Annotated in this window: 19 protein-coding genes; 1 reads left to right on the top strand and 18 read right to left on the bottom strand. The window is 64.2% G+C overall.

Annotation, left to right across the window (positions count from 1 at the left end):
* Positions 1-94: 94 nt before the first annotated feature.
* The 14 genes from CVS48_RS14615 to panD all read right to left on the bottom strand — a co-directional run bounded on the left by CVS48_RS14615 (position 95) and on the right by panD (position 16,559).
* On the bottom strand, positions 95-364 hold the full coding sequence (locus CVS48_RS14615) for a sulfurtransferase TusA family protein (RefSeq protein ID WP_100855071.1): 270 nt from the start codon (positions 362-364) through the stop codon (positions 95-97).
* Entirely contained in the window at positions 364-2,988 is a 2,625-nt protein-coding gene (gene alaS / locus CVS48_RS14610; protein ID WP_100855070.1) for an alanine--tRNA ligase, read from the bottom strand. Before alaS ends, CVS48_RS14615 begins: the two co-directional genes overlap by 1 nt.
* 79 nt (positions 2,989-3,067) lie before the next feature.
* Positions 3,068-4,051 (bottom strand): prepilin, encoded by a 984-nt coding sequence (locus CVS48_RS14605; protein WP_242001277.1) that lies wholly within the window; start codon positions 4,049-4,051, stop codon positions 3,068-3,070.
* Positions 4,052-4,155: 104 nt separating this feature from the next.
* The gene (locus tag CVS48_RS14600) at positions 4,156-4,773 is read right to left on the bottom strand and encodes a type 4 pilus major pilin (protein ID WP_100855068.1); all 618 of its coding nucleotides are present in this window, start codon (positions 4,771-4,773) and stop codon (positions 4,156-4,158) included.
* A 70-nt stretch (positions 4,774-4,843) separates the two neighbouring features.
* Positions 4,844-5,926: a general secretion pathway protein gene (locus CVS48_RS29485; protein WP_157814465.1), complete on the bottom strand. Its 1,083-nt coding sequence runs from the start codon at positions 5,924-5,926 to the stop codon at positions 4,844-4,846.
* 50 nt (positions 5,927-5,976) lie between these two features.
* Positions 5,977-7,716 (bottom strand): ATPase, T2SS/T4P/T4SS family, encoded by a 1,740-nt coding sequence (locus CVS48_RS14585; RefSeq protein ID WP_167400999.1) that lies wholly within the window; start codon positions 7,714-7,716, stop codon positions 5,977-5,979.
* A complete protein-coding gene (locus CVS48_RS14580; protein ID WP_100855065.1) occupies positions 7,713-8,204 on the bottom strand; it encodes a hypothetical protein in 492 nt (163 codons plus the stop codon). Before CVS48_RS14580 ends, CVS48_RS14585 begins: the two co-directional genes overlap by 4 nt.
* A complete protein-coding gene (locus CVS48_RS14575; protein ID WP_242001278.1) occupies positions 8,191-9,543 on the bottom strand; it encodes a type IV pilus inner membrane component PilO in 1,353 nt (450 codons plus the stop codon). Before CVS48_RS14575 ends, CVS48_RS14580 begins: the two co-directional genes overlap by 14 nt.
* A gap of 6 nt (positions 9,544-9,549) precedes the next feature.
* Positions 9,550-11,139, bottom strand: coding sequence for a hypothetical protein (locus CVS48_RS14570; protein WP_100855064.1), 1,590 nt, complete (start codon positions 11,137-11,139; stop codon positions 9,550-9,552).
* A complete protein-coding gene (locus CVS48_RS14565; protein ID WP_100855063.1) occupies positions 11,136-12,080 on the bottom strand; it encodes a TrbG/VirB9 family P-type conjugative transfer protein in 945 nt (314 codons plus the stop codon). The genes CVS48_RS14570 and CVS48_RS14565 overlap by 4 nt, the downstream gene beginning before the upstream one ends.
* A 213-nt stretch (positions 12,081-12,293) precedes the next feature.
* Positions 12,294-13,634 carry an extracellular solute-binding protein gene (locus CVS48_RS14560; protein WP_100855062.1) on the bottom strand — a complete coding sequence of 447 codons (1,341 nt, stop codon included), beginning with the start codon at positions 13,632-13,634 and terminating at the stop codon, positions 12,294-12,296.
* Positions 13,635-13,638: 4 nt separating this feature from the next.
* On the bottom strand, positions 13,639-14,895 hold the full coding sequence (locus tag CVS48_RS14555; protein ID WP_100855061.1) for a D-amino acid dehydrogenase: 1,257 nt from the start codon (positions 14,893-14,895) through the stop codon (positions 13,639-13,641).
* A gap of 178 nt (positions 14,896-15,073) precedes the next feature.
* Positions 15,074-16,120, bottom strand: coding sequence for a CDP-6-deoxy-delta-3,4-glucoseen reductase (locus CVS48_RS14550; RefSeq protein WP_100855060.1), 1,047 nt, complete (start codon positions 16,118-16,120; stop codon positions 15,074-15,076).
* A 70-nt stretch (positions 16,121-16,190) separates the two neighbouring features.
* A complete protein-coding gene (gene panD, locus CVS48_RS14545) occupies positions 16,191-16,559 on the bottom strand; it encodes an aspartate 1-decarboxylase (protein WP_050446262.1) in 369 nt (122 codons plus the stop codon).
* A 213-nt stretch (positions 16,560-16,772) separates the two neighbouring features.
* Here panD and sugE point away from each other — a divergent pair, with 213 nt between their 5' ends.
* Positions 16,773-17,090, top strand: coding sequence for a quaternary ammonium compound efflux SMR transporter SugE (gene sugE, locus CVS48_RS14540; RefSeq protein ID WP_046803706.1), 318 nt, complete (start codon positions 16,773-16,775; stop codon positions 17,088-17,090).
* Between the two features lie 30 nt (positions 17,091-17,120).
* Here sugE and CVS48_RS14535 read toward each other — a convergent pair whose 3' ends face one another.
* From CVS48_RS14535 to ectB, 4 genes are all read right to left on the bottom strand, one after another.
* Positions 17,121-17,993 (bottom strand): MOSC domain-containing protein, encoded by an 873-nt coding sequence (locus tag CVS48_RS14535; protein WP_100855059.1) that lies wholly within the window; start codon positions 17,991-17,993, stop codon positions 17,121-17,123.
* A 175-nt stretch (positions 17,994-18,168) separates the two neighbouring features.
* Positions 18,169-19,095, bottom strand: a complete 927-nt coding sequence (gene thpD / locus CVS48_RS14530) for an ectoine hydroxylase (RefSeq protein ID WP_100855058.1) — start codon at positions 19,093-19,095, stop codon at positions 18,169-18,171.
* Between the two features lie 15 nt (positions 19,096-19,110).
* Positions 19,111-19,515 (bottom strand): ectoine synthase, encoded by a 405-nt coding sequence (locus tag CVS48_RS14525; RefSeq protein WP_054427419.1) that lies wholly within the window; start codon positions 19,513-19,515, stop codon positions 19,111-19,113.
* Entirely contained in the window at positions 19,512-20,819 is a 1,308-nt protein-coding gene (ectB, locus tag CVS48_RS14520) for a diaminobutyrate--2-oxoglutarate transaminase (RefSeq protein WP_100855057.1), read from the bottom strand. Before ectB ends, CVS48_RS14525 begins: the two co-directional genes overlap by 4 nt.
* Between the last annotated feature and the right edge of the window lie 30 nt (positions 20,820-20,849).

Raw genomic sequence — 20,849 nt, 5'->3', positions numbered from 1 at the left:
CCAACTTCTGGGGGTCAGTTCAGCGCCGGACCTTTTTTGCGGATGCGGGAGTTGTGCCGCCCCGCCAGCCTTCAATGCCGCGACCGGCTGCGCGCTAGCGCCGGCGCAGATAGTGCACGCCGCGGCCTTCGGCCTCTTCCTGAGCCACCAGCACATTCCCGGTTTGACGGGCAAAAGCCTGAAAATCGCGGATCGCGTTGCGGTCGGTGGTGACCACGCGCAAGACTTCGCCGCTTGCCATCTGGGCCAACGCCTTCTTCGCGCGCAAGATCGGCAGCGGACAGGTCAAGCCGCTGGCATCGATCTCATGCTCGAATGTCGGCGCTTGCGCGCCGACATCGACATCTGTTTCCGCGCTGCTCATCAGAGACGCTCGTCGACCCACTTCTGCACGCCGGCAATGGCCGCCGGCAAGGCTGCCAGGTCCGTGCCGCCCCCCATGGCCATGTCCGGACGGCCGCCGCCCTTGCCGCCCACCTGGCTGGCGACAAAGCCCACCAGGTCGCCCGCCTTGATGCGGTCGGTCAGGTCGGCGGTGACGCCGCCCACCACGCTGATCTTGCCATCGGCCGAGCCGGTGGCCAGCAGCACAACGGCCGGCTTCAAACGGTCTTTCAGGTTGTCGACCATACCGCGCAGCGCCTTGGGATCCACGTCGCCAATGCTTGCGGCCAGGACCTTGATGCCCTTCACGTCGACAGCGGCACTGGTGGCCAGATCGTTGCCCGCGCTGGCGGCCAGCTTGTTGCGGGACTGTTCCAGCTCTTTCTCAAGCGCCTTGATCTGGTCCTGCGCCTGCGCGATACGCGCCGGCACATCGGCGGGCGTGCTGCGCAGCATGCCGGCGATTTGGGTCAGCAAGGCGTTCTGATTCTGCACCCAGGCCAGCGCGTTGTCGCCGGTGATGGCTTCAATACGGCGCACGCCGGCGGCAACGCCGCCTTCGGACACGATCTTGAACAAGCCGATGTCACCCGTGCGGCTCACGTGCGTGCCACCGCAGAGTTCGCGCGAAAAGCCGATGTCCAGCACGCGAACCGTATCGCCGTACTTTTCGCCGAACAGCGCCATGGCGCCACCCTTGACGGCGTCGTCGTAAGCCATGACCTGGGCCACGGTAGGCTGATTGGCCAGCACTTCGGCGTTGACGATCGCCTCGACGCGCGCGATCTGCTCGGCGGTCAGCGGTGAATCCTGAGCGAAGTCGAAGCGGGTCTTTTCGGCATCGACCAGCGAGCCGCGCTGCTGCACGTGCGCGCCCAACACTTGGCGCAAGGCCTTGTGCATCAGGTGGGTAGCCGAGTGGTTGCGGACCGTACGCGCGCGACGCACCGCATCCACACGCGCCAACAGCGTGGTGCCAACCGACAGCGAACCCGATTCCAGCACGCCATGGTGGCCGAAAACGCCGCCCTGGATCTTGAGGGTATCGGCGACGGCGAATCGCACGCCGTCCGCTTCCAGCAGACCGGTGTCGCCGACCTGGCCGCCCGACTCCGCGTAGAACGGGGTGGCATCCAGCACAACGACGGCGCTTTGGCCGGCTTTCACTTCCTGAACCTGCGTGCCATCCACGTACAGGGCCGTGACCTTGACGTTGTCGAGCTCCAGCTTTTCGTAGCCTTCGAAGCGCGTATCGGCGCCTTCGTAGCTCAAGCCTTCGGCCATCTTGAACTTGCCGGCGGCGCGGGCTTGATCACGCTGCCGCTCCATCGAGACCTCGAAACCCGCCATGTCGACTTCCACTTCGCGTTCGCGGCAGATGTCGGCGGTCAGGTCGACCGGGAAACCGTAGGTGTCATACAGGGTGAAGAGGGTCGTGCCGTCCAGCACACCGCCCTTGGGCACATTGGCCAAGGCCGTGTCCAGGATGCGCATGCCGTGTTCAAGCGTTTCACCGAAACGCTCTTCTTCCTGCTTGAGCACCTGGCCAACGCGGTCGGCCATGGACGCCAATTCCGGATAGGCTTCGCCCATTTCGGCAACCAGATCCGGCACCAGGCGGTGGAAGAACGGCTTGGTCTGGCCCAGCTTGTAGCCATGGCGCAGCGCACGGCGCACAATGCGGCGCAGTACGTAACCCCGGCCTTCGTTGCTGGGAATGACGCCGTCGACAATCAGGAAGGAGCAGGCGCGGATGTGGTCCGCGATGACCTTGAGCGAATTGTTTTCCAGGTCCTTGACGCCCGTTTCGCGAGCGGCGGCGTGGATCAGCTTTTGGAACAGATCAATTTCGTAGTTGGAATGCACGCCTTGCAGAACAGCGGCGATGCGTTCCAGACCCATGCCGGTATCGACACAGGGGCGTGGCAGACGCGGCATGTTGCCTTCGGCGTCGCGCTCGAACTGCATGAAGACCAGGTTCCAGATTTCGATGAAGCGGTCGCCGTCTTCTTCGGGCGATCCGGGCGGGCCGCCCCAGATCTCGGGGCCGTGGTCGAAGAAGATTTCCGAGCACGGACCGCAGGGGCCGGTGTCGGCCATCTGCCAGAAGTTGTCGGACGCGTAGCGCGCGCCCTTGTTGTCGCCGATGCGGATGATGCGCTCGGTGGGTACGCCCACTTCCTTGGCCCAGATATCGTAGGCTTCGTCGTCTTCCTGGTACACGGTGACCCAGAGCTTCTCGGCCGGCAGCTTGTAGACCTGCGTCAGCAGTTCCCAGGCGTACTGGATGGCGTCGCGCTTGAAGTAGTCGCCAAAGCTGAAGTTACCCAGCATTTCGAAGAACGTATGGTGGCGGGCGGTGTAGCCCACGTTCTCCAGGTCGTTGTGTTTGCCACCCGCGCGCACGCTGCGCTGCGACGACGTGGCACGCGTGTACGACCGCGATTCCTTGCCCGTGAACACGTCCTTGAACTGGACCATGCCCGAATTGGTGAAAAGCAGGGTCGGATCGTTGCCGGGAACGAGCGAGGACGACGGAACAATGGTGTGTCCCTTCGACTTGAAGAATTGCAGAAACTGGCGGCGAATCTCGGAGGATTTCATCGTGGATGACGCAGATTTAGGCGAATCTTTGATTATAGAGGGTTAGCGCGAAAGCGCGGAAAAGGTGCCCGCTGACGGTTCACCTGACACAGACGTACCCCGTCGTCCACCCCTCCGATTCGGTCCATTTTCCACCCGCGGAAACAATCACGGCCGCAAATCCCGGGGGGCAAGAGCACTGACCGGTAACGGGGTTGGCGGTGGAAATGCCGGAGTAATGTTTGCACCCGTGCGGATAGTTGGAGCTGTAGGCACCGCCAAAGCCACTGCTGGCGCGTTGCCAGAGGCCGGCTTGGCAGGTCAGCAGCTCGCCGTCGTGCGTGGATGCAATAGTGCCGGTCGCTACGCGGCAAGGCTGGCGCGCCACCGCTCGCGCGCCCACGGAAATGTATGCCCCCGCGCGAATAGAGGAGGCGACCGTCAGCGCTCCGCTCAGATTGGGGTCGCGCGCGTCGCCGATTTTGACGTAGGCGCTCAGGTCCGGCATGGCCGGCGGGCGGTCCGTCTCGGCTTGCGCCCCAAGCCCAGCCCAAAGCGCCACGGTGCCCGCCGACAGCGCGGGCGCGCCCGCCACCCAGGGATTGGGAAAGCTGAAGGCGGCGCCTCGAACACGGCCCGGCGCTTCTGGCCACACCGCTCCGCCATACCCCTGGGCTGCATCAATGACCGCGGCGATGCCGATCAGATCGGGAGCATGCTTACCCGCTTTCAGCAAGGGTTTGGCGCTGTAGATCAATGCGTCTATCCGGCATCGCTCGCCCGGGCAGGCTTCGCTTTTGGCGATATTGATCCGTGCGGCAAATCCCATCGCCGCGCGTTCAGGAAAATCGGCAGGGAGATGCGCCGATGCGCGCAATTCGGCAACCGTGGGCGCATAGGGGTCCGCAAACAGCGGAACGCCCGCTTCGCCCTGCGGCGGTTCCCCCTTGGCCAGCGCGGCAAAGTGTTGTTTCAGCACGTCCGCCGCCGCCTGCCTGACCTGCGTCAGCCAAACCCCCGTTGACCGGGCAGCCGCGTCCTCAATACGCTGAACAAGCTGGCTAGACGCCCAGATGGCAATCATGGAAGTCAACGCCAGCGTCAACGCCAGGCCCAATAACGAAAAGCCTCGCTGACGCGGACAACCCCCCGCGCGCCTTGTCGAATTTCCCGCAACGGTGCGCGACATCATCTTGCCGTGAACGCGAATGTGTTGACCTCGCCCTGGCTGCATTGGGCCTGGGCCGACGCGGCGCGGTAAGGGACGTCGGGCGTCGCCAGCGCGTCTTTCACGACCGTCGCGCCCGCGCCGCCGCCAATGGAAATGACGTCCGAGACCCGCTGCAACACCGAGGCCAGCGCCGGACATGCCGCGTGGCTGACGTTCGTCAACGTAACAACGAACGCGGACCCAAGGCCTCCGCCGCCCGCTGCGGCCGCGGCCACTTCCACGACGCCATTGCGCCCCGTGCCGCTGCCCCCCAGACCGTGCACCACCCGCGCCGACGCGCCGCTGCCCTGAACCGCCAGCACGCTTGAATCGCGCAACGCATTCGCCAACGCGCCCGTGTCCAATCCCAGGTAGGGCGTCACGCCGCCTCCTTGGGCGTTGATCTTCATGCTGGCCACGAACCGCTGGATCTCTTCTCCCACCTTCGGGACCTTGTTTTCAATGACATACGAACCAATTGCCGGAATACCGACGATTGCGATCAGCAAGACAATGGCGGTCACGATAGACACTTCCATCAAGGAAAAGCCCTGCTGGCGCCTGGCGCCCGAATGAATATTCTTTATCTGCTGCATCGCTGCCTCCGTGGGTTGATAAGGTAAGTGCGCGCCGGCGGGCAAAGCCCGCAGATCCGCGCGTGAAGAGCTACTGACTTGCATAGAAATTGGTCAGCGCGTGACGCAATTCGTCGATGACGCCGTAATGCCAAAGGGTGATGCCCAACACCGTCGCCAGCGACAGGATCAGAAGCGACCATCGCAACGTGGCCGCCTGTCGGCGGACGCGCGCGAGCAGACGCAGTTCGACCCGCTCGCGCACCCGCGCAAGGCCGGCCTCCAGGCCCAGCACGTCCATCATGTCGGCCATGTACCACCACGTTTCCTGATCCAGCAGGCCGGTGGCGAATATCTCCGGGCCGCTTTCCCCGGCATCAACGTGCTCCAACATGGCCTGCAGATGGGCATGCATCCAAGGCGGCGCGCCCCGGGCTTGCACAGACAGGGCGCGGCGTAGCCGGGTGTCGGCCGCGCCGCGTTGTCGGACCAGCACCGACAGCAGGCACAAAAAGCGGATCGCTTGAAAATCGCGATACAAGCGCCACAGCAGCCAACGATCCAACACGGACCGCAAGCCCCCCGTGAGGTTCGGCAGCGACCACAAGCTCAAGACGGCCGCACCCAGGCTAAGCACGAGCCAAAGCAATAACCATTGATGCAATGCCTGGGCCAGGCGAAAGAGATTGCGCGTCAGGCGTCCATAGTCTTCGGGCGGCACAATCTGAAAGACCGACTGCAAGCGCGGCACACTGAAGTACGGGATAGCGCATAGCAAGGCGAACGCAACCGCTGCCGCCACCAGTCCCGCCGCCGCGGCGGACACCACCGCCAGCCACGCCTGCCCCGCCAGCCGGACGGCGCCCGCCAGGTCTCGCAGCGCGGCGGCAAGGTCGCCACCTTCCTCTTGCACGCAACCAAGCAGTTGGCATTCGGCCGGCGGCAGCGTGCCCCACCACGCCACTCCCAAGTCGCCCCCCTCTTCCTGGTACGCCGCCGCCCAATGCCGCGACAGGCGGCCCCGCACCGTTCCCGGCCCGTAGCGCCGCGCGTCGTCCTCGAAGATGTCGCGCAGGCTCTTTCGCCCTTGCGTTCCTTCAACAAGGTCCGCCAGATACGCGAAATAGTCCGCGCGCAGCGGGCGAAAGCGCAGTGCGTCGAGCCGTGTCGACATGGCATCGAGCGCCATGCTTGACCAGAAGCGCGTGGGTGGCATCGGCCTGTTCATGAGCGCCCCCGGGCGATGTCACGAAGGGAGTCGCGCGCTTCGACCACACCGGGCGTCAGCGGTAGATCGAAGCGGCGCAACAGCGCTCGCGGGTCCACGTCCCCGATGCTGACCTTGTGCAATGCGCAGTCCAGCGCTCGCGTGCCGCGCAGCACCGATGCGCGCCAGTCGCCGGCGGGCGCTGACTTGCCGGCCAGTTGGCTCAAGCCCAGGTTGTCGCGCACGCGCACGCGTTCCAGAAAGCCTTCCGTGCGTTCGGGTTCGATCATCTCGGCGGCGACGCAACGGCCTGCCGTGCCGTTCAGTTCCGGTAGCTGCGCGCGCCGGCATTGCGGGCACCCCGCCGCGTTCCTGACCCGTAGCGCTGCGCCATCCAGTTGATAGGCGTTCAAGATGCCTGCTATCCACGCCCGCCAATCCGGCGCGCCTTCGGACAAGGCAGCCGCATCACGCCCCCGCCACAGGCTGTCTATCGGTAACGCGCAGCCCGTGCATAAGCGTGGCAACAAGGTTTGATAGATCAGCAGCTTAAGAATGCCCGGCGTTGCCAGTACGTCCCGCGACACGCCGATGGCGTCGGACGCAAGACGTTCGGGAATCATGGCGGCCGTGCCCGCGTGCGTGGTGGCGTACAGGCTGACGCCCGAACTGGCAAGATCCATGAATGCACGGCCGGTGTTGACATCGCGGATCTCGCCGATCAGCAGATCGTTCATTGCGGATCGCTTGATTGTCTTGAGCTTGGCATCGAACGCGGGCCAGGCGGATTCCGACAGCGCGCTGCCCAAGGTGTTCTGCAAGGCATTGGCAATGAGGTATTCCACCGGATCTTCCAGTGTGATGACCTTGCGCGTGGACTCAATGCCGCGCATCAGGCTTGCGATGGTGGTGGACTTGCCCGACCCCACCACCCCAGCCAGCACAATGGCGCCCCCATCACGGTCTCGCGCGCGCAGCAGGGTTGAGATTTGTTGGGGGGGATATCCCAGTGCTTGCAGGTCGCCATCCGCGGTGGCATCCAGACGCAGGATGCGCAGGCAGACCGAAGGCCCGGCGTCAGTGGCCAAGGACGCCCACCGCAGCACGACGGGAATGCCGTCGACGTTAAAGGCGATGCGCCCTTGCTGTTCGACCGTGGGATCAAACACGGCGCCGTTGCCCCCGCGCACATCCATCCATGCCACCGCAAGCACCTCCAGCAAGGTGTCGTTGGACAGCCCCGCAAACCGCTGCGTGCCGACGTAGTCGCCGTTGATGGTGTAGCGAATGTCGCAGGCCTCTTGCCGCCGATTCACATTGATGTGCACGTCGCTGGCGCCTTCTGCGACGCCCCAGCGGACGATGTCCAGAAACAAGGAGGCCAAGCCCGAAGTGCGTTCGGCCTGCGGCCCCGCGCCGCGCCTACCCAATCCCGCCGCCGTCAGTTGCCCACGGGCGATCATCAGCAACAAGGGTGCGGGCAGCGTGTAGCGCGCCGGGTCGGCCAAGCGGTATCCCGCCGCAATCACCATGCGTTGCAGTTCGTCGACGGCATCGCCCTGGACGTATTCTTTGACGGCGAAAATAGCCGCGTCGCCGTTGTCCAGCATGACCGGACACAGCCTGCCGGCCAACGAGGCCAGATCGAAGTCACGTGCCAGCGCACGCGCAAAGGGAGGATTCAGCCGAGCGATGTCTTCAGCGGTTTGCAAGGCGGGCGGCACGCAGGTTTCCAGCGGCATGGTCGACAAATTCATGGATAGGCCCTGCCCACATCAAGACAAGCGGTACGGTTGAGTTCATCGCGCCGCAGATGCACGCAAGCGCCCTCCACGGCAAGCAAGCGGTACCCGCCAGGCGACACCGCACCCGCCACGGGCGCGCCATGACCCGCCCGATAGCGCAGCAACGCGCCATTGACAAGCACGTCGACGGTGAGCCGCCGGGTGGACCCGAAGATGGCCGCAACGCGAATGTCGTCCTGCCGCGGTGAGACGCGCTCGCCCGGGTCTGCTCGTTCCGCCCAGGGTCGGCAGATCCCCGGCACATTGCAGTCCGCCAGCGCGGCGGCCGCATCGGCGCGCAGCAAGGTGCGCACGGTTTCCACTTCCGGCCACGCCTGTGCCTCTTCAACCGGTGATGAAGCCTGCGCAGGCGCAGGCGCACCCGCGCACGCGCACAACGCCACGGCCACACAAGCCGCCGTGCGCGGGCCACGGGCAATGGTGTGCCTAATCCTGTTCATACAAATCTCCTTGAAGCTCGGCGACCAGCGTGCTGGCGACCAAGGTGGGCCGGTGTTGCGGCTGCACATCAAGCACCAGGCGCGACCAACGCGCCGGCGCGATGGCGGCCGGCAACAGTGCGAGCGATCGCAAAGGCCCTTGCAGGCGCAATGTGCGCCGCCGCAATACGGGCAAGGGGTCTAACGGCGTGACATCGGCGGCATCCCCGCCCGCAGGCCCGGGCATGGGTTCGGACATAGGCCCGGGGAGCGTCAACGCGATGGCGGGCGCCAAGGTCACGGACGAAAAAGCGGGCCGCAAACGCTGCAAGATGGCGACAAGCTCGGTGTCGACATGCAATGCGCTGGGCAACATCAAACGCGCCAAGGGGACCGGCGGTGACGCGATATGCCATGCCAAGGTGGCTTCGTCCAAGGGCTTGAATGACACCCGCCACCCCGCCGGTAGCCCGGCGTGGAGCCGACGGTTCGTGGCTTGGGGATGCGCGCGCGCATAGACCGCTGCGCAGTTCCAGCCGCTGGCTTGGGCATCACACTGCGCACGGCGCAGCGCCCAGCCTTGCACCTGAACCGGCAGTTCTCCCACGCTGCGCAGCAGCCGCGAAACCTCAAGAGGCCCATGCGCAGCCATTGCGCTGATCATCGACTGATAGGGGTTTTGCTGACCCGCCGACGCGGTCTCCTCGGCGCGCGAGGGCCGTTGCTGGGAAAAAATATAGGACGACGCGACGCGCCATAGCGGTGGCGCAAGGGCCGACACGGCCACACACGCCAGGAACAGGCGCAGGGCAAACGGCAGCGCCGCCCAGCGTGAAGGCAGGCGCGCCATGCGGGCGCCGGGGTCCACCGCCCGCACTAGCGCAGCCCATACCGCATCGGCATCGTGTTCGATCAGGCCGGGGCGCTGTTCCCGCAAGCGCGCCTGGGCCTGCTCCGCATCGTCTCGCGAATTGAATAGCCGGTCCGCCTGCGACAGCACCACGCCGTCTTGGGCGGCGGCCAGCCAATAGCGGCCGCCAGGAAGGTCGATCAGGCAATGCCCGCCCAGTGGATACAACAGTGCATAAAGTTGCGCGGCGGCCTGGACGCGAGGGCTGCCGTCAGGCCGCGCCCGCTCGCCCTGCCCTCTGATGCGCCAGGACGAGCGCAAACGGCCAAAGCCGGCCATGGTGGCGGGTGATCCGCCCACGATGAAATGTGTGGCACGAAGCCTGCGCCCGCGAGCGCGCGCCAACGCCGGCACATCGGAACCAATCAGCGCCAGCCATCGCAGGCCGAACGCCAATTGGTGGCTGGCGCCGGGGCAATCAAGCAGGAAAGGAACAGGGGCTCGTTTCATGGCGCCTTAGTACCCCTCTTCAACCTGCGCCGTAACCAGCATCAGCGTGGTCTCGCGCTCTTGCGCCGCGCTGTCCTGCCCGCCCGCAATCAGGGGCATGCCGGGCGCCAGACGCTGACGGTTGTGTTCGTCTGTGCTGCGGTCAAAGCCGGACAGGATGACGGGCTGGCCAGGGCGCAGTTCAATCTGCTGCACCGTGCCATTGCCGTCGATCGTGATCTGCTGCACCTGGACCTGGTTGCCGCGCTCACCGAAGGTGATGGTCTTCAAGGGTTGCGCGACCGCGTTGTCGTAGGCAACAGACAGCAAGATCTGACCGTCTTGCTGAATGTCGGGCACGAGCGTCAGGAACGAGCCCACCGTTTCTTCTTTCTGGGTAATGGACACGGCGGGCAGCGATCCGTTGGCGCCGCCCGACGTGGTGCCTGGCATGGCGGTGCTTTGCACACGATCGATGTACGAAAACGTGGTGCGGACCGCGTGGGTGACCGGCCGCCGGTTCAGCGTCAGCACAGGGACCTTGCTGTGCCGCACGATCGCGCCCATGGTGCTGAGTGCGGAAACAATGGCTTGCGACCCTTGCAGCGGGCCTCTGCCTACCGAGGTTTCCAGCGTGCCCGCGCCCAAGGCGGCCGCCGCAGGCATGACATAGCGTGCCGACGAACCCGCCGCGGCGTAAAGCGCATTCCAGTCCAGCCCGCCTGATGCCGACTGCTTGACGATGACGGTGATTTCTTCAAAGACCAGACGCACGCGGCGGGTCATAGCCTTGTTCTCGCGCTCAAGGTAATGCGCCACGCGCTCCAGCGCTTCGGGCGTATCGGTGACAACGATGGAAGATGCGCCATCCACGGCGTCGGCAACCAGGCCCGAGCGGGTCAGGAAGGGCACGATGCTTGCGCGCAGAACCGCCACGGCGTTGTGTTCCTTGGCCGACAAGGTAGTGCTGGAGGTACTTTCAAAGCCCTCGCCGTCTTCGCTGCCCGACCGGCCCAACCGCACATCGACCGCGCTGGCAAGCGATAGCGCGCGCACGTCAAACACCCGAGTGTCGGTTCGATAGAATTCCAGCGCGTTGCGCACGTACCGCCAATGCACTGAGAAACGCGCGGCAAGCGCATCCAGCAAATCAGCAAGCGGCAAGGGGCCATCGCGGACTTCCATACGAACGGGCGCGGGCAGGGACACGCCTCCGGTGACGGCCAGGCGCGGCAAGAACTGTTCAATGGGAAGCAAGGCTTCCGGTTGCACGCGAACCGGGATGCCTGTGGCGGCGCCCAAGCGCTGCGCAAGCGCAAACAGGTCGGTCTCGTCGGCGAGCATCAGCGTGGTGGGCACGTTCTCGCGCAAGGCCGGAGGCAACGACACCTCGCGCGCCAACGGCTGCGGCGCGCCGGCTACCCAAGGCGCGGCCACGTCCTGCGCGGCGATACGGGCTTGCCGGTCGGATAGCCCCTGGGCAAACGCCTGATGACGGCCCGAGACGGCGGCAAGCCGATCCTTCGCCGCGCGGTTCAGATCCGCAGCTTGTTGCGACGCCGCGCAGCCTGCCAGCGCCCCGGTGACGACGACGCAGGTCATTCGAAAAATGCTCATGCCCCAGCTCCTTGCGTGACGGCCGCGCGAGAACACGATTGGGCCAAGGGCACCACGCGCAGCACCTGGTTGGCATAGAAGCAAGGCTGCAAGGGCTTATCGGCCAGTTCAGTGGCACTCAGCAACTCGCGCACAGCGGATTTGAAGTCCCCGGAAAATTCGGCCGAGGCAGACAAGGGAATATCAACGTCCACCGCCCAATGCTGCGGGCGAAACGTCCAGCCGGAATCGCCCGCCCAGCGCGCCAACACGGCACGCAGGGTGGTGTCGGGAGGCGCGGCCCGATAGAACCGAGCCGGTGCGCTGGCATCACCGGATATGGATGGCACGGAAGCGGCCATGGCGGGCGGCGATTCCGTCGGGGCCCCGTCAACAGCCGCATCAAGCGCGGTGGTTGCCGCCTTTGCTGGCGCGTCACCAGCGCTGCCCATTGGCCCACGTGCAGCCAATTCACCGACACCCGACGGCGGGATGGCTACCGAACGCGTGGCATGGGGCAGCGCGGAAGCGGAGGCAGAGGCGGAGGCAGATGCAAATGCAGATGTGGACGCAGACGCAGACAGCATGACTGACGCTTCAACATCACGCTCAGCCCGGGCCGATAGCCTGCCCCCGCGAAACCGCAACGCGCTCCACGAGCCCGCGACCACGGCGTAGGGCTCGCGCCGCGTATACGGCAACGGATGTTCAAGCCCTTCACGCATGCCGAAGATCGCCGGCAAGGGCTGCCCGGGGGCGAACTGCAGCCAAACCTCTTTGCCATCGTCAAAGACCTGCATGGGCGCCACCGCCGGGTCGCCCGACAAGCGCCAGTCAAAACGGAAACCGCGCGCGGCGGATCCGGTGGTTTGCCAAGCCGACGCGGCGCCGCCGTTGGTGGGCCAGCTAGTGCAAGCCCCAAGGCAGGACAGGCCTGCCGCCAGGAAGAAGATTCGAACCATGCCTCACCGCAAGCGAAAGGCGCACCGGAAGCGGTACGCATGAACGGCATGGTGGACGACGGCTGGGGGTGCCGCCAGACTGGCATGTACGCATGGATGAATTGATCCCGCCCGCGACGAGCAGGGGCACAGACGAAAAAAAACCCGGTCCTTCTGGACCGGGTTTCGAGGGGCGCGGTCGGCAGCGTATCCGCTGCCGGGCACGGCGGTAGATCAGCGCTGCGCGGCGATGCTGCGTGCCTGCGAGGCAGCGTTGTTCAAGGCCGCCACGGGCGGAACCTTGCCTTCGAAAGCGTCGTTCAGTTGTTGATTCAACACCGGCTCGATGCGCGTGTAGTTCGCCATGCGGAAGCCGCGGCTGTTGCTGGCCGGACGGTTGCTCATCGAGGCGATCACGGACTGTGCGCCCGGGATGCTCTTGTAGAACGACACGTCGGACGCGCGGAACGCGGCTTCGGTCAGCGGCAGGAAGCCCGTACGCTGATGCCATTCGGCGGCGACGACCGGCTTGGACAACCACGCGAGGAACTGGGCGGTGGCCTTTTCCTCGGCTTGCGGACGGCCTTCAAGCGCCCACAGCGCCGACCCGCTGACAAACGGTTGGCCGGCCGACTTGGTAGCCTGGTCGTAGTAAGGCAGCGGCGCCACGCCGAACGACAGCGACTTGGTGTTCACGAAGGTGCCGAAAGCACCGGAATTCGCGGTCAGCACGGCGCACTCGCCCTTGGCGAACAGCTTGTCGGCCGAGGCGTCGCCGGTGTGCGCCATGAACAGCAGCGAACGCTTCCAGCTGACCATCAACGAAATGTGGCGCATGTAGAGCGTGTCGAACTGCATGGCGGGCGCGGCGCTTTTCTTGCTGACGGCGTCCAGGCCATTGTTGTTGCTGGTGAACTGCTGGCCGTTGATGGGGGCCAGGTTCTCCAGGTGCACGGTGACCTGGTCGCTCGATGCGTAGGGGCAGTCGATGTCGGCCACGTCGCGCAGCTTGAGCAGTTCGGCTTGCAGCTCGTTCCAGGTGCGGGCGGGCTTGTTCGGGTCCAGCCCGGCCTTTTTGTAGGAAGCGGTGTTGTAGAACATCACCGGCACTTCGGCCATCCAGGGGAAAGCCAGCAGGCGGCCCTTGCCGTCGCGCGTGAAGCTGCTGGTGCCCGGCACGAACCAGTTCAGGTCCTTGATGGGGTACTTGGCCAGCAGCTCATACATCGGCAGGATGGCCTTGTGCTGCGCCACGACTTCCGGTGAATGGTTGTCGGTCAGTTGCACCAGGTTCGGCGCCTTCTTGGCCTTGACGGCCGAGACGGCTTCTTGTTCCAACGCGTCTTGCGAACTGAAACCACGCAGCTTGACGCTGACTTGGTCCTGCTCTTTGTTGTACTTCTTGGCCAGTTTTTCGAACTCGGCCTTATTCGCGTCCGACAGCGCGTGCCAGACCTGGATTTCAACGGGAGCAGCATTCGCCACGCCCGCCAGCGCCATGGCGGCGCCGAATACCCATGCACGCCGGCTGGCGAACATCGCGCGGGCAACACCCGCCAATTGCAGATTCTTCATAGGTTCACAGACCAAGAAAAGGGAATTCCGGTTCTGGCCGCCGTCCGCTGAGCAGATCGGCCAAAGCCCGGCCTGAGCCAACACCCATCGTCCAGCCGAGCGTACCGTGCCCCGTATTGATATACAAATTGGGGATACGGCTGCGGCCGATGATGGGCACATTCGAGGGGGTGGACGGGCGCAGGCCCGACCAATAACTGACGCGCTCGAAATCGAGCGCGTCGGGAAAGAGTTCTTGCGCCAGATGGGTCAAGGCTTCACAGCGACCGGTGTTCAGGCTGCGGGAATATCCCGACAGCTCTGCGGTACCCGCCATGCGCAGGCGGTCGCCCAAGCGCGAGAACACGATTTTATGGCTGCTGTCCGTCAAGCTGACCGTGGGCGCGGCGTCCGGCCGTACAACCGGGAACGTCGCCGAATAGCCCTTGGCCGGATAAACGTTGCAGGGGATGCCCAAGGGGCGCAGCAGATTGGGGCTGAAGCTGCCCATCGCCACGACATAGGCGTCGGCCGAAATCGTGCCGAAACGCCCATCGGGTTCAATGATTTCAATGCCTTGCACGGCGCCTCCCTGAGTCAGCAAGCGGGTGGCCCGCGTGCTGTAGCGGAACTCAACGCCCGCTTGCGCGCAACGCTCGGCCAGCGCGACCGTGAACAAATGCACGTCGCCGCTTTCGTCCTCGGGCGTGTAGTCGCCACCGACGATGGTCTGCCTGTGCGGCGCCAGCGCCGGTTCAATGGCAATGACTTCATCCGCGGTGACGACGCGGCGTTCAACGCCGAAATCGCGCATCAGGCCAGCGGCCCGTTGCGAGTTCTCGAATTCATGGGGATCGCGATAGAAGTTCAGGATGCCGCGTTCAAGGTGATCGTATTCGATGCCCATTTCGGCGCGCATGCTGCGCAAGGTAGCGCGGCTGTACTCGGCCATGCGGACCATGGCGCGGATGTTCGGCGCCAGGCGGCCGGGCAGGCATTCGCGCAGGAAGGCAAGGCCCCACATCCATTGGCGCCAATCAAGCTGCGGTCGGAACAAGAGCGGCGCGTTGTCCTGGAACATCCATTTGAGCAGCTTGAGCGGTGCCTGGGGATTGGCCCAGGGTTCGGCATAAGACACCGAGATTTGCGCGCCGTTGGCCAGGCTGGTTTCCTGGGCGGGACCGGTGCAGCGATCAATGACCACGACGTCGTGGCCGGCCTGATTCAACCACCAGGCGCTGGAGATTCCGATAATGCCGCTACCCAATACCGCTACTTTCATGCCCGCATTGCTCCTTGCGTGCCAAATCGGCCACGGACCCGATGTCCGCCCCCCTTGGCAAGCCGCTGCCAAGGCAGTTTACCCCGCCGATTTGCCTACGCCTACGTATAAAAAAGGGGCGGAAGTCACCAAGCTTTTCAGCCTGTGAATTCCCCCCCCAGTGGCTCGTGCTGTCTGGTTACGACGCGGCTTTCGCCAGGTCGGCCTCGGACGTGAAGGCGTCCGCGTAGAACTCTTCCGGCGGCAGGCCGTTCTGCACGCTGAATTCGCGGCGGGCGGCATCCACCATCAACGGCGTGCCGCAGGCATAGACCTGGTGTCCGGACAAGTCGGCGATGTCGTGCATGACGGCTTCGTGGACGAATCCGGTGCGACCGGTCCAGCCGTCTTCCGGCACGGCGTTGGACACGACCGGCACATAGCTGAAATTCGGCAACAGACCCGACCAGGATTTCGCCAGCGCGTCCATGTAGAGGTCTTGCGGGCGACGGCCGCCCCAATACAGCGTGACCGGACGGCTGATGTTCTTGTGAATCATGTGCTCGACGATGGCCTTCACCGGTGCAAAACCCGTGCCGCTGGCCAGCAGGACGATCGGCTTGTTGCTGTCTTCGCGCAGGAAGAACGAGCCGAACGGCCCTTCCAGCCGCAGAATCTCGCGTTCTTTCATCTGCGTGTCGCCCGCGCCGAAGACATGATCGGTGAACAGGCCACCCGGCATGTGCCGGATGTGCAGTTCCAGCGGGCTGCCGGTGTGCGGCGCGCCCGCCATCGAATAGCTGCGGCGGCGGCCATCCTTGAGGATGACTTCAATGTACTGACCCGCGTAGTAGCGGAACTGTTCGGATGCCGGCAGTTGCAGCTTGATGACCGTGACATCCGGCGCCACGCGCTCCAGCGTCTGCACGCGCGAAGGCAGCTTGCGGATCTGGATGTCGCTGGCCAGGCGGACTTCAGTGGATTCCACCACCATGTCCGATTCCGGACGCGCCTGGCAGAATAGCGTGTAGCCGTCGGCCAGTTCTTCGGGCGACAGGATCTGGGCGGGATACTGCCCGGCGTCGAACTCCCCGGAGACCACTTTGCCCTTGCAGGTGGAGCACGCGCCGTTGCGACAGCTATAGGGCAGCACGATGCCTGCGGCCAAGGCGCCGTCGAGCACGGTCTGGCCGGGCTCGACCGGGAATTGATGCTTGCTGGGTTGAATGATGACCTGGAAGCTCATGATGAAACGGTTCAGGGTTGACGGGAGCGCCAGCCGGCTGGGCCAGGATGGCGCTGCGCTCGGGCCGGCGTCAGGCCGGGAACTTGCGGATTTCCTTGACGCGGTTTGCGTCGTCCACCAACACCACTTGCGGCTTGTGGGTGGCGGAGTCTTCTTCGGACATCGGGCCGTAGGTGCAGATGATCAACAGATCGCCAACCTGCGCCCGGCGGGCCGCCGCGCCGTTCAACGAGATGGCGCCGCTGCCGCGGGCCGCCTTGATGATGTAGGTGTCGAAACGTTCACCATTGGTGACGTTGTAGAGTTCGATGCGTTCGAACTCGCGCATGCCGGCAGCGTCCAGCAGGTCTTCGTCGATGCCGCAAGAGCCTTCGTAGTGAAGGTCGGCTTCGGTGACCGTGACGCGGTGTAGCTTTGCCCGCAGCATGATGCGTTGCATGATGGAAATTTCCTGGTTCGCGGTCCGGTCCGCGACGTGTAGCTAAGGTGATACCCGGCATCCGGTTTTGCCGTTGGAAGCCGGTATTCTATAATTTTTGCCGCAGCGGGACGGCCCGTTGCTGCGCGCGGTCAAACGACCGGCGTTTTTTTTATCCGGGGACGACCCCTTATTGCCGGTGCAACGCCGGCAACGCAACAAGAGGAGTCGTCAATGACCTGGATCATCCTGGTGCTCGCGGGCCTGTTTGAAATCGTCTGGGCCGTGGGCCTGAAATACACCCATGGATTCACCCGCCTCTGGCCGTCCCTGATTACGGCGGGCGGCATGGCCATCAGCGTCTGGCTGCTGGCCGTGGCCATGAAAACCCTGCCGCTGGGCACCGCCTACGCCGTCTGGGTAGGCATCGGCACCGTGGGCGCCTTTGTGGCCGGCATCGTGCTGTTTGGCGAATCCACGAGCTGGATGCGCATCGTCAGCGTGGCGTTGATCGTGCTGGGCTTGATCGGCCTGAAATTGTCTTCGGCGTAAGCCAAACCAGGCCCCGGCCCCGGCGACCGGTCAGAAATCCAGTTCGATCTCGACCGCGTCGCCCACTTTCAACCGTGCGCCGGCCGGCGCATCCAGAATGGCGTTCTGGCCGAACACCACCCCGATATCAAGATTGCGATAGCCCGCCAGCGTACGGCCGGGCTCGTCGTGCTGCTGCGCGGTGCGTTGGTCGATGTCGGGAATCGAGCAACGGGTGCACGGCTTGACGAAGGCCATCCTGACGCCTGCCGCCGTGATCATGGCGGTGTGATCTTCCTCGAAGGGCTCCCATTCGCCTTCGACGACGATGTTGGGGCGGAAACGGTCCATGGGCACCGGCGCCACGCCCTTGGCTTGCAGGCGTGCGTTCAGGTCATCCAGCGACGCCTGATTGGCAATCAGCAAGGGAAAGCCGTCGGCAAAGCCAAAATGGTGTTCGCCCACGAAGGCATCGGCCAGGTCGGGATGCCCGTCTACCCAGCGCGATACCCAGTCGGGCTTGGCGTTGCGCGCAGCGGCGCTATCCACCTTGAGCAGCCGGCAAGGCGTCTTCAGGAATTCGGAAAACCAATTCCCGACCGCCACACTTTCCTGCTGGGCTGAAATGGTGTCGCTCCAGACCGCAACGGTTTGGGAGCCGGGTTCCAAGCCCGATCCATCCAAGGCTACGTCCAGGTCGGGCATGCCGGGCGCACTGAGGCGAAGCGCGTTGGCGGTCAGCGCCGTGCGGATCAGGGCCATCGCCGGCCACTGGCGCTGCGTCATGAACTGGCCATCGGCGCCGATCAACATCCAGCGGCGATCGTGGGCCAGGCCGGCCCGGTCGATGGAAGACTCCGCCAGGTCGATGCCGGCGCAGGATTTGATCGGGTAGATATGCAGGCTCAGGATACGGGCGGACATGGCGGCATGGGTTTGGCGTGGGAGGAATCCGCGAAAGAATAGCAGAGAGCCCGGCCTTCATAGGCTGATGTTTCACCTGCCGGACGGCCAAGAAAAAACCCGGGCAAGGCCCGGGTTTCGGTGTGGCGAGTCCCGCCCGCAGATGTACCGCGGCGGGCTCGTCGCGAGCGGCGAATTAACCGCCCACCAGCTTCAGCGTATCCAACGGCGTCACCGCCTTGAAACCCTTGCGCGTCGCAATATGCTCGGGACGAGGCGTCAAGCCGTACTTGGGCGGGTTCAAGGTGTTCTCCATGCTGTTGTAGACCATGAAGACATTGGCGCGCGGCCACGGCGAGATATTGCTGTTCGAGCCGTGCATGGTGTTGCAGTCGAAAAACACCACGGAACCCGCCTTGGCCGTCATCGAGCGGATGCCGCCCTGCTCTACCAGCAATTGCAGGCTGACCGGGTCGGGAACCCCGTATTCCTGCTTCTTCAGCGATTGCTTGTAGTGCTCGTTCGGGGTTTCGCCCACGCACGAGATGAACTGCCGATGCGAGCCCGGCACCAGCATCAAGGGGCCGTTGCACTCGTTGTTGTCGGTCAGCAGCACCGAGCAACTGAGCGCGCGCATGGACGGCATGCCGTCTTCCACGTGCCACGTCTCGAAGTCCGAGTGCCAGTAGAACTCCTTGCCCTTGAAGCCAGGCTTCATGTTGGCGCGCGATTGGTGGATGTAGACTTCGGACCCGAGAATCTGGCGCGCCACATTGACCAGCCGTGGGTCGCGCACCAGGCGCGACAGCACGGGGTTCAACACGTGGACCATGAAAATGGAACGCACGGCATTGCTGCCCGGCTCGGTAATGGACTCTTCGCGCCGGATGATCGACGGGTCGCGCGTCATGCGCTCGACCTCGGCGGACAACGCGCGGATCTCCTCTTCCGAGAAGAGGTTTTCCATCAAGAGAAAGCCGTCGCGCTCGTATTGCCCGACTTGCTCGCCGGATAGGGCATTAGCGTATTTGCCGTCTTCGTAAACCACCGGATCCTGGCGGGCGATGATGGCGGAACCTCGGTCCGTACGGGAGGCGTACGGATCCTGTGCAGGTGAGATCATGCGAACCTCCTTGTATCAAGCCGCTTTGGCTTCGGCTTCAGGCAAGGCGTAAACGCCTTCTTTGTCGTGCACTTCCTGACCGGTCAGCGGCGGGTTGAAGACGCAGATGACGCGCAGCGGCTCCTTGCCGCCGCACAGCCAGTGCTCGTCGTTCTCGTTCAGGGCGTAGACCACGCCAGGGCCCAGGTCGTACTTCTTGCCGTCGGCAATGGTTTCGATGGAGCCATCACCTTCAATGCACCACACCGCTTCAAGATGGTTCTTGTAGTGGATGTGCGTGCGGCCGCCCGGAAAAATGGTGGTCTCGTGGAAGGAAAAGCCCATGCCGTCCTTCTTCAGCAGCACGCGGCGGCTGACCCAGGTATCGGTGCGGACTTCGTCGGCGGTGCCGATGACATCTTTGACATTGCGTACGATCATTGACGTTTTCCTCCAAATTTCAGAATGCGGGCAGACTGCCCTTCTTCGCTCAGCGCTTCAGCCACGCTGGCCTCGATGACGTCCAGGCCCTTGCTCAACAGATCTTCCTCGATCGTCAGTGCCGGCAGCAGCTTGAGCACTTCGTCATGCGCGCCCGAGGTCTCGATGACGACGCCCTTCTTGAATGCCTGCTGCGCAATGCGGTTGGCCAGCGCGGGCGTGGTGTTGCACACCAGGCCCTGGATCAAGCCACGGCCGCGCACCGACAGGCCGGCGTTGGGATAGCTGTGGACCAGGTTTTCCAGCCAGTCGCGCACCAGACGCTCTTTGCGCTGGATGTCGGCGGTGAAGGCGGTGTTGGCCCAATAGGTTTCCAGCGCCTGCGTCGCCGTAACGAACGCCAGGTTGTTGCCGCGGAACGTACCGCTGTGGGCGCCCGGCTTCCAGATATCCAGCTCGGGCTTCATCAGCACCAGCGACATCGGCAGGCCAAAGCCAGACAGCGACTTCGACAGCGTGATGATGTCCGGACGGATGCCGGCGGCCTCGAAGCTGAAGAACGTGCCGGTGCGGCCGCAGCCGACCTGGATGTCGTCCACGATCAGCAGCATGTCATGACGCTTGCACAGCTTTTCCAGCTCTTTCAACCAGCGCAGGGTCGCAACGTTGACGCCACCTTCGCCCTGCACCGTTTCCACGATGACGGCGGCCGGCTTGTCCATGCCGCTGCTGGGATCTTCCAGCATGCGCTCCAGGTAGGCCATGGTGTCCACGTCCGGGCCGAAGTAGCCGTCATAAGGCATGAACGTGGTGTTGCCCAGCGCATAGCCCGAGGCTTCGCGGAACTTCATGTTGGCCGTCACCGCCAGCGAACCGCCGCTGACGCCATGAAAACCGTGCGTGAACGAAATCACATTGGAACGGCCCTTGACCTGGCGCGCGATCTTCAGCGCGGCTTCCACGGCATTGGTGCCGGTGGGGCCGGTGAATTGCAGCGTGTATTGCCAGTTGCGCGGCTTGAGCAGCACGCGATCCACCGTCTCCAGGAAACGCTTCTTCGCGCTGGTCGCCATGTCCAGGCCGTGGACGACGCCGTCCGCCTGCACATACTCCAGCAGCTTTTCCTTGAGAACAGGATTGTTGTGGCCATAGTTCAGCGTGCCGGCGCCGCTGAAGAAGTCGATGTACTCGGTGCCTTCCTCATCGATCAGGGTCGAGCCCCTGGCCTGGCTGAATATCACGGGGAACGACCGAATGTAGCCCCGCACCTCTGATTCCATCCGGTCAAAGATCTTCAAGTCCATGAGTAATCCTCCCTTTTCATCTAATAAGTT

The organism is Achromobacter spanius (assembly GCF_002812705.1).
GTDB lineage: Bacteria > Pseudomonadota > Gammaproteobacteria > Burkholderiales > Burkholderiaceae_B > Achromobacter > Achromobacter spanius.
The sequence above is the reverse complement of the archived record's forward strand: the minus strand, read 5'-3'. Positions and strand labels throughout refer to the sequence as shown.